Genomic DNA, 7,849 nt, shown 5'->3' with positions numbered 1-7,849 from the left:
GTATTGGTGCATGCAGTGGTGATCGGCCTTGTTGTCATCGGGTTCCGCTGGACCATGGCTCCGTCCACCGATCAGGTGATTCAGGCCGTGGTTGTGCCGGATCAGGCAGCGCGCAAGTCCGAGGTGGCAGACAAGCGCGGGCAGGAAGAGGAAGAGGCACGCAAAAAGGCCGAGGCGGAAAAACGCCGTCAAGCGGAGTTGAAGAAAACGCAGGACGAGGAACAGGCGCAGCAACGTCTCATCGTGGAACGCAAGAAGAAAGAAGCCGAGGAGAAGGAACAGCAGAAACGCGCCGCCGAGCTTGAGCGCAAGAATGAAGATAAGCGCCGGCAGAAACTGACCGAACAGTCACTGCAGGAGCAGCTGGCGGCGGAGGAAAAACAGCGTGCCGACGCTGCGAAAGCAGTGCATGCGGCCACCATCGTCGACAAGTATATTCCGCTGATCCGACAACGGGTCAGCCGCAGCTGGAATAGTCCGGTCGGTATCGCCAAAGGGCTGAAATGCGTGGTGCATGTACGCCTCACGCCGGCTGGCGAGGTGCTATCGGCCGCCGTGGTGCGTTCCAGCGGCAACGAGATATTCGACCGCTCGGTTGAATACGCGGTGTACAAGGCCGCGCCGTTGCCGTTGCCGGAGGACCCGACCTTGTTCGATAATTTCCGTGAAATCGAGTTTGTATTTGATCCGGATAAGGAGCTGAAAAGATAATGCTTATTTCCTTGAAATGGATTGCCATGACGGTAATGTTGCTGTGGTCCTTCAGCGCGAGCGCGGTGCTGACCATCGAGATCACGCGCGGAGTGGACACCGGCACGCCCATTGCCATCGTGCCGTTCAGCTGGGAAGGACCGGCCAAACCGAGCCAGAATGTATCTGACATCGTCGAAGCTGATCTCGCGCGCAGCGGACGGTTTGCCGTGCTGCCCCGCAAGGATTTCATTTCCACGCCGCACGAGGACAAGGACGTTGTATTCAAGGACTGGCGCATCCTCAAGGCCGAGGCGCTGACGATCGGCAGCGTGCGCTTGGCGACGCCGGGCAAGTTTCAGGTGCAGTTCCGGTTGTTTGACGTTTTCAAGGAGACACAGATCGCCGGTTTCCGCTACAACGTAAGCGCCGATCTGTTACGTTCGGTCGCGCACCAGATCAGCGACATCATCTACGAAAAAATCACCGGCGAGCCCGGCGCCTTCAGTACCCGCATCGCCTATGTCACGCGCGAGGAACCGCCCCGGGGTTTGCCGCCGGTCTACAAGCTGCAAGTGGCGGATTCTGATGGCTTCAACGCCCAGACTGTGGTCCGCTCCGCCGAACCGTTGATGTCGCCAGCGTGGTCGCCCGACGGTAATCGTCTGGCTTATGTTTCGTTTGAAGACAGGCGCTCGAAGGTGTATGTCCAGAACCTGACAGACGGGCGCCGCGAATTGCTGGCTGAATTCACCGGCATCAACAGCGCGCCGGCCTGGTCGCCCGACGGCACCCGGCTGGCGTTGACCCTGTCACGGGATGGCAATGCCGAAATTTACGTGATGCTTCTCAACTCACGGGCACTGAAGCGGCTGACATTCGATCCGGCCATCGATACCGAGCCTTCCTGGTCGCCTGACGGGCGTGATATAATTTTTACTTCTGACCGCGCCGGATCGCCGCAAATCTATCGCATGAACGCTTCCGGCGGGTCGACCGAGCGCTTGACCTTTGACGGCGATTACAACGCACGTGCCTCATATGCGGCAGATGGCAAATCGATCACGTTTGTCAGTCGCAACCAGGGAGCTTTTCGTATCGCTGTTATGCGCCTCGACAACAAAACGCAGCAGGTGTTGACCGATACTTCGCTTGACGAATCGCCCAGTTTTGCCCCCAATGGGCGTATGATTATCTATGCCACCGAGGTCCGGGGGCGGGGGGTACTGGCCTCGGTCTCCGCTGACGGGCGAGTACGCCAGCTGTTTAAATTCGAGGAGGGCGATATCCGCGAGCCCGCCTGGTCGCCTTACAACCGTGAACTGCAATATAAGGAGTGAAACATGAAGAAAAGGAAATATCTCGCCGTATCGTTGCTCATCGCATTGGCCCTGGCCGGTTGCGCTGGAGAGGAGGCGACCAAACCCACCGCCGGGGATGAAAAAGGCGCCGCGTCGGCGGAGACCGCGCCCGCGACGGACAAATCCGCGACCGGTGCTGCGCTTTCTGACCAGGAAAAACAGCGCCGCGCCGAGCTGCTGGCGCAGCGCCGCGTGCACTTTGCCTTTGACAGCAGCACCATCGATGACGAGGCGCGCGCGATCATTGAGGCCCATGCCGCCCATCTCGTGGCCAACCCGCAGATCAAGCTGAGTCTCGAAGGTAACTGCGACGAGCGCGGCACGCGCGAGTACAACCTGGCACTGGGCGAGCGTCGCGCGCAGGCCGTCGAGAAGATGATGAAAGTGCTAGGCGTGGCCGGCAACCGTATCAAGACGGTGTCCTACGGCGAGGAAAAGCCGCTGTGCCAGGAGCACAACGAATCCTGCTGGCGCCAGAATCGCCGCGCAGAGATCGTCTATAAATAACGCCGATGCCGCTTTCCCGGCGTTTCATCGCTTTGGCCGGGATACTGGCGGCCGGCGTGTCGATTCCGGCCTTGCCAACCGCAGGCGCGGCTGAGGGTTCACGCAACCTGCCGCCGGTGGTTGAGCTGGGGGCCGGTTCGACGCCGACCTCGTCGACACCCTCGCGAGAGGTGCTGGCCGACCTCCTGCAGCAGCTGGAGACGACGCAGGCGGAAGTGCGGAACCTGCGTGGCCAGGTGGAAGTGCAGGCGAACGAGATCGAGCGCCTGAAGGTACGTCAGCGCGAATTGCTCGCCGATATTGACCGGCGGGTGAGTGAGCTTGAACGTCGCGGCACTGCGGCTCCTTCACCCGATGCCAATGCCGCTCCCGTGGCGTCAGGTTCAGCGGCGTCGGCCGGTTCGGCCCAGGAGCAGCAGGATTACGACGCAGCGTTCAACCTGATGAAGCAGGGCTTCTATGAACGCGCCGCCAAGGGTTTTCGCGACTTTCTTGCGAAATATCCGCAAAGCGCTTTGCGTGACAACGCCCGCTACTGGCTGGGCGAGGCTTATTACGTGGCGCGCAATTTCCGTCAGGCGCTGGAGGAATTCGGCAAGCTCATGAGTGATCATCCGAAAAGCCCAAAAGTGCCGGACGCGATGTTGAAAACCGGCTACTGCCATTACGACCTGGGTGAATGGGCCAAGGCGCGCGAGAGCCTCAATCAGGTGATGGCGCGCTATCCCGGTACGCCGGCGGCGAAATCGGCGGAACAGCGTTTGGCGAAAATGAAAAAAGAGAAGCGTTAACTTGTGTCGCAAACCGACACATCAACCGCTAACACCCGGCCGGCGTCTTCCGCCGGCGACCGGCTGCGCATCACCGAAATATTTTTTTCCCTTCAGGGTGAAGCACGCACGGTAGGTTGTCCCACGGTATTCGTCCGGTTGACCGGTTGCCCCCTGCGCTGCTCCTACTGCGATACGGAATATGCATTCTACGGCGGGCAATGGATGGAGTTTGACGATATCCTGCGCCGCGTTGCCGAGTATGCCCCGCGTTATGTCACCGTCACCGGCGGCGAGCCGCTGGCGCAACGCCCTTGCCGCGAACTGCTTACCGCCCTGTGCGATCAGGGCTATGAAGTGTCGCTCGAGACCGGCGGTGCGCTCGATGTCGCCGGTATCGATCCCCGGGTGAGCATCGTGATGGATCTCAAAACGCCAGGGTCCGGGGAGGAAAAGCGCAACCTGTACGCCAACATCGCGCAGCTGGCGAAAAAAGATCAGATCAAGTTCGTGATCTGCGACCGCACGGATTACGAATGGAGCCGCACGCAGCTCGCCGAACACAAGCTCGACCGGATCGGCGAGGTGCTGTTTTCTCCCTGTCACGGGCAGTTGAATCCGACCGATCTCGCCGAATGGATTCTCGCCGACCGCTTGCCGGTGCGCCTGCAGATTCAACTGCACAAAATTCTGTGGAACGATGCCCGCGGACACTGACGCCGGCGGAAAAGCCGTGGTACTGGTCTCCGGCGGGCTCGATTCGGCCACGGTGCTCGCGCTCGCCGCGGCCACGGGCGCGCGCTGTTACGCGCTCACTTTCGACTACGGCCAGCGACACCGCGCGGAACTCGATGCCGCACGCCACGTGACGCAGGCACAGGGGGCGGCCGATCATCGCGTGGTCAAACTCGACATCGGCTGGATGGGCGGCTCGGCACTGACCGACGCGGCGATCCCCGTGCCACAGGAATTTTCCGCCGGCATTCCGGTGACCTACGTGCCGGCGCGCAACACGGTGTTTCTTTCCATCGCGCTCGGCTGGGCCGAGGTGCTCGGCGCCGCCGATATCTATATTGGCGCCAATGTCGTGGACTACTCCGGCTATCCCGACTGCCGTCCGGAATTCATCCAGGCGTTCGAACGGCTCGCGAACCTGGCCACGCGCGCCGGGGTCGAGGGACGCGGGTTCCGCGTGCGTGCGCCACTGATGAAGCTGCGCAAGCATGAAATCATTCGCGAGGGGGTGCGCCTGGGCGTGGATTATTCGCTGACATTGTCGTGCTACGACCCGGATGCGGCCGGCCTCGCCTGCGGACGTTGCGATTCCTGCCGCCTGCGCGCTCAGGGCTTCGCCGAGGCCGGTGTCACGGACCCCACTCGTTACCGGAGATAAGGCCCGCCAGGACTGGAAATTTTCCCCCATCTTGGCAATATTGGACTATTCTTCAAGGGGACGAACTTTCGGAACGGCACGACCAGAACACCCAGGAATTTTGGAGAAATAATAATGATAATTTCAATTCTGGTTCTGGAAGGCCCTTATAATCACGAAGCCTCCGACAGCGCTTACCACTTTATCCAGGCTGCCCTCGCCAAGGGCCACACTATCCGGGGCATCTTTTTCTACGACGATGGCGTGTATAACGCCACCAAACTCATGGACCCGCCACAGGATGACCGGCATATTTCCAAGCGCTGGTCGGAACTGGGCGCGACCGGCATCGACATGGTGGTATGCGTAGCCGCGGCCAAGCGCCGCGGCATCACCAACGAGGTGCTGGCGCCGAATATCCGCATCTCGGGACTGGGGCAGCTCGCGAGCATGATCCATGAGTCCGACCGGATGGTGACGTTCGGCGATTGATTTTTCAGGCATCAAGACACAGGCGGGGCTCATGACAGAGAAAGGCAAGAAGGTCATGGTGACGGTGCGCAAGCCACCGCACGGCAGCATTTACGTGCAGGAGTCCATCGAGGTCATGTTCATTTTCGCGACCTACGAGATGGATCTTTCCGTGGTGTTCCTCGACGATGGTGTCCTCGCGCTGCACGCGGGCCAGGACACGAAGGGGCTCGGCATCAAGGGTTTCATGGCTTCGCTTGGCGCGCTCGTGGACTGGGAAGTCACGAAGGTCTACGTGGACCGGCAATCGCTGAAAGACCGTGGAATTCCCGAAGACGCGATTATTGCGATCGGCAAGGACGATGACAGCGGTGCACCGATCCGTCCCAAGGTGCTGGATACCGCTGACATTGCCGCGATGATGGCCGAACAGCACAGCATTGTCTCATTCTAGGATTTGCCCATGCTCCATACCATCAATAAGTCACCGTTCCAGAACAGCGCGCTGGAAAATTGCCTGCGGCTGGCGCGCGAGGGCGATGTCATTCTGTTGCTGGAAGACGGCGTGTACGCGTGTGTCACGGGCACCATCAAATCGTCCCTGATCGAACAGGCTGTGAGGCGGCACGCGGTTTATGCCATCGAGGCGGATTTGAAGGCCCGCGGCCTGGACAATCTCGTGAAAGAGGTTCGCGTCGCGAGTTATGGCGATTTCGTGGATCTGGTGGAAAAGCACCCGGTCCACGCCTGGCTGTAAGATAATAATCCAGGGGCGGGTTTTACCCCCCCTTCTTGATATAGTAGTGAAACTTTCCGTTCGCTTCGCTGGATTCCACGATCTGATCGCCGGTCTTGCTCACCAGGGCAGGAATATCGCTCTTGGTGCCGACGTCGGTGGCCAGCAGATGCAGTACCTGTCCGGGCGCCAGTGATTGCAACATTTTTTTGCACTTCATGACGGGCATGGGACAGTTAAGCCCGCTGGTGTCCAGTTCTTTGTCAAAGGTCGGCATCGGTTGTACCTCATGGTGAATACTGGGTAGTTATTCTAACGCCCCCGGTATCTTCGGGTAAGCCCTGTTGCGTACGTCGAAATGTCATGGCGAGCGCCGGGATTCAGTGACCGGTGGCTATGGCGCTAGACGTCAAAGCCGCGCAAAATAATCCATGGGGGGTCCAGGAATAAAGCCCCGGATATTTGCGTCTAGAGCGGTCATGTGTTTTTTCGCCTTAAGGCAGTAAGCGGGGGAATATGGAACTCAGTAATGTTCATAACGTAGCCATGTGGGGATTTCTGGTGGCCGTGGCATTCGGCGCCATCGCCAACAAGACAAACTTCTGCACCATGGGCGCGGTGAGCGATTGGGTGAACATGGGCGACAAGAATCGTCTGCGCGCCTGGTTTCTGGCGATCGGTGTCGCCATCCTCGGCTCGCAATTGTTACAGGCGCTGGGTTACATCGATCTCAACAAATCCATTTATCTTTCCGCCAACTTCGGCTGGCTCGGGCATCTCCTCGGCGGGTTTCTCTTCGGCGTGGGCATGACGCTGGGCGGCGGATGCGGGCAGCGCACGCTGGTACGCACCGGCGGCGGCAATCTTAAGTCCCTGGTGGTGATGCTGCTGATGGGTATCACGGCCTACATGACCCTGCGCGGGCTGCTGGCGCTGGTGCGCCTGAATGTCATCGAGGTCACGAATATCGACTTGGCGGTACGCAACATCGCGGACCAGAGCATGGCGACGCTGATCCAGGCGGCCACCGGCGCCGCGGATGCAAATACGGTGCGCTGGATCGTAGCAGGCATTACCGGTCTGGGATTCACAATCTACGCTCTGGCCAGCGCCGAGTTTCTCAAAAGTTTTAAAAACCTGTTCGCCGGTGTCAGCATCGGGCTGTTCATCGTCGCGGGCTGGTATATCACCGGCAAGATCGGTTTCGATGAGTTCGAACCGGTACGGCTCGAATCCTATACCTTCGTCGCGCCGGTCGCGGAAAACGTGAATTACCTGATGACTTTCACCGGATCCACGATCAACTTCGGCATCGCCGCGGTTTTCGGAATCATCGCCGGTTCGTTTCTCTATGCCGTGCTTTCTGGAAATTTCCACATTGAAACTTTCAGTTCACGCGGAGACATGGTTAACCACGTGATTGGCGGCGTGCTCATGGGATTTGGCGGCGTCATCGCCCTGGGTTGTACCATCGGCCAGGGCGTCACCGGCATGTCCACGCTGGCGCTGGGCGCGGTCATCACGCTGACCATGATCATCTTCGGCGCCGCGTTGACCATGAAGATGGAATACTACTTGATGGATGAGAAGGGTTTCTTTTGGGCGCTGCGACTGGCGCTGGCGGACATGAGGTTGCTGCCCGCCGCCCGTTAGCCTGGATCAGGCTGATTTTGCGTTTCTCCGGACCGAGTCATTCGGTTTGACAGGCCTGTGTAGCCTCTGGATAATGCCGCCTCCCGTTTTTCCCCACTTTGGCACACGCGGGCCGTTAGCTCAGTCGGTAGAGCAGCTGGCTTTTAACCAGTTGGTCGGTGGTTCAAGTCCACCACGGCCCACCAATAATCAATAGGTTACGGACATTCCATCCGCCGCACTCAAAATTCTCTCAAAAAACTCTCAAAACTATTGGACGCCGAACGCAGATTTCCGGAGACCGGAAGGT

Annotated in this window: 11 protein-coding genes and 1 tRNA gene; 11 read left to right on the top strand and 1 reads right to left on the bottom strand. The window is 59.4% G+C overall.

Annotated elements, in window-relative coordinates:
* The 9 genes from tolA to tusB form a co-directional block, all read left to right on the top strand.
* The coding region (tolA, locus tag WB402_RS07845; RefSeq protein ID WP_424206622.1) for a cell envelope integrity protein TolA at positions 1-711 on the top strand (711 nt) is incomplete at its 5' end.
* On the top strand, positions 711-2,030 hold the full coding sequence (gene tolB / locus WB402_RS07840; RefSeq protein WP_424206620.1) for a Tol-Pal system beta propeller repeat protein TolB: 1,320 nt from the start codon (positions 711-713) through the stop codon (positions 2,028-2,030). The genes tolA and tolB, both read left to right, overlap by 1 nt.
* Before the next feature lie 3 nt (positions 2,031-2,033).
* Complete coding sequence (gene pal, locus WB402_RS07835) at positions 2,034-2,558, top strand: peptidoglycan-associated lipoprotein Pal (protein ID WP_424206618.1); 525 nt, start codon at positions 2,034-2,036, stop codon at positions 2,556-2,558.
* A 5-nt stretch (positions 2,559-2,563) separates the two neighbouring features.
* Positions 2,564-3,349 (top strand): tol-pal system protein YbgF, encoded by a 786-nt coding sequence (gene ybgF / locus WB402_RS07830; RefSeq protein WP_424206616.1) that lies wholly within the window; start codon positions 2,564-2,566, stop codon positions 3,347-3,349.
* 3 nt (positions 3,350-3,352) lie between these two features.
* Positions 3,353-4,045, top strand: coding sequence for a 7-carboxy-7-deazaguanine synthase QueE (queE, locus tag WB402_RS07825; protein WP_424206614.1), 693 nt, complete (start codon positions 3,353-3,355; stop codon positions 4,043-4,045).
* A complete protein-coding gene (gene queC / locus WB402_RS07820; protein ID WP_424206612.1) occupies positions 4,029-4,721 on the top strand; it encodes a 7-cyano-7-deazaguanine synthase QueC in 693 nt (230 codons plus the stop codon). The genes queE and queC overlap by 17 nt, the downstream gene beginning before the upstream one ends.
* A gap of 114 nt (positions 4,722-4,835) precedes the next feature.
* Positions 4,836-5,192: a sulfurtransferase complex subunit TusD gene (tusD, locus tag WB402_RS07815; RefSeq protein ID WP_424206610.1), complete on the top strand. Its 357-nt coding sequence runs from the start codon at positions 4,836-4,838 to the stop codon at positions 5,190-5,192.
* Positions 5,193-5,223: 31 nt separating this feature from the next.
* Positions 5,224-5,625 (top strand): DsrE family protein, encoded by a 402-nt coding sequence (locus WB402_RS07810; protein WP_424206608.1) that lies wholly within the window; start codon positions 5,224-5,226, stop codon positions 5,623-5,625.
* A 9-nt stretch (positions 5,626-5,634) separates the two neighbouring features.
* Positions 5,635-5,928 carry a sulfurtransferase complex subunit TusB gene (gene tusB, locus WB402_RS07805; protein WP_424206606.1) on the top strand — a complete coding sequence of 98 codons (294 nt, stop codon included), beginning with the start codon at positions 5,635-5,637 and terminating at the stop codon, positions 5,926-5,928.
* 22 nt (positions 5,929-5,950) lie between these two features.
* On the opposite strand, the gene WB402_RS07800 is transcribed toward tusB, so the two are convergent.
* On the bottom strand, positions 5,951-6,184 hold the full coding sequence (locus tag WB402_RS07800) for a sulfurtransferase TusA family protein (protein ID WP_424206604.1): 234 nt from the start codon (positions 6,182-6,184) through the stop codon (positions 5,951-5,953).
* A 239-nt stretch (positions 6,185-6,423) separates the two neighbouring features.
* On the opposite strand from WB402_RS07800, the gene WB402_RS07795 reads away from it, so the two are divergent.
* Both WB402_RS07795 and WB402_RS07790 read left to right on the top strand, forming a co-directional pair.
* Positions 6,424-7,560 carry a YeeE/YedE family protein gene (locus WB402_RS07795; protein ID WP_424206602.1) on the top strand — a complete coding sequence of 379 codons (1,137 nt, stop codon included), beginning with the start codon at positions 6,424-6,426 and terminating at the stop codon, positions 7,558-7,560.
* A gap of 109 nt (positions 7,561-7,669) precedes the next feature.
* Positions 7,670-7,745, top strand: a tRNA-Lys gene (locus WB402_RS07790).
* Positions 7,746-7,849 lie beyond the last annotated feature (104 nt).

Source organism: Sulfuricaulis sp., assembly GCF_049587675.1.
In the GTDB taxonomy this organism is placed as follows: domain Bacteria; phylum Pseudomonadota; class Gammaproteobacteria; order Acidiferrobacterales; family Sulfurifustaceae; genus Sulfuricaulis.
Note: the sequence above shows the minus strand (reverse complement) of the source record. Positions and strands in the feature narration are given on the sequence as shown.

Excerpts from the sequence above, each read along its gene's own strand:
- queC (WP_424206612.1), top strand. The coding sequence starts at position 4,029 with ATGCCCGCGGACACTGACGCCGGCGGAAAAGCCGTGGTACTGGTCTCC.
- tusD (WP_424206610.1), top strand. The coding sequence starts at position 4,836 with ATGATAATTTCAATTCTGGTTCTGGAAGGCCCTTATAATCACGAAGCC.
- WB402_RS07810 (WP_424206608.1), top strand. The coding sequence starts at position 5,224 with ATGACAGAGAAAGGCAAGAAGGTCATGGTGACGGTGCGCAAGCCACCG.
- pal (WP_424206618.1), top strand. The coding sequence starts at position 2,034 with ATGAAGAAAAGGAAATATCTCGCCGTATCGTTGCTCATCGCATTGGCC.
- WB402_RS07795 (WP_424206602.1), top strand. The coding sequence starts at position 6,424 with ATGGAACTCAGTAATGTTCATAACGTAGCCATGTGGGGATTTCTGGTG.
- tolB (WP_424206620.1), top strand. The coding sequence starts at position 711 with ATGCTTATTTCCTTGAAATGGATTGCCATGACGGTAATGTTGCTGTGG.
- WB402_RS07800 (WP_424206604.1), bottom strand. The coding sequence starts at position 6,184 with ATGCCGACCTTTGACAAAGAACTGGACACCAGCGGGCTTAACTGTCCC.
- ybgF (WP_424206616.1), top strand. The coding sequence starts at position 2,564 with ATGCCGCTTTCCCGGCGTTTCATCGCTTTGGCCGGGATACTGGCGGCC.
- tusB (WP_424206606.1), top strand. The coding sequence starts at position 5,635 with ATGCTCCATACCATCAATAAGTCACCGTTCCAGAACAGCGCGCTGGAA.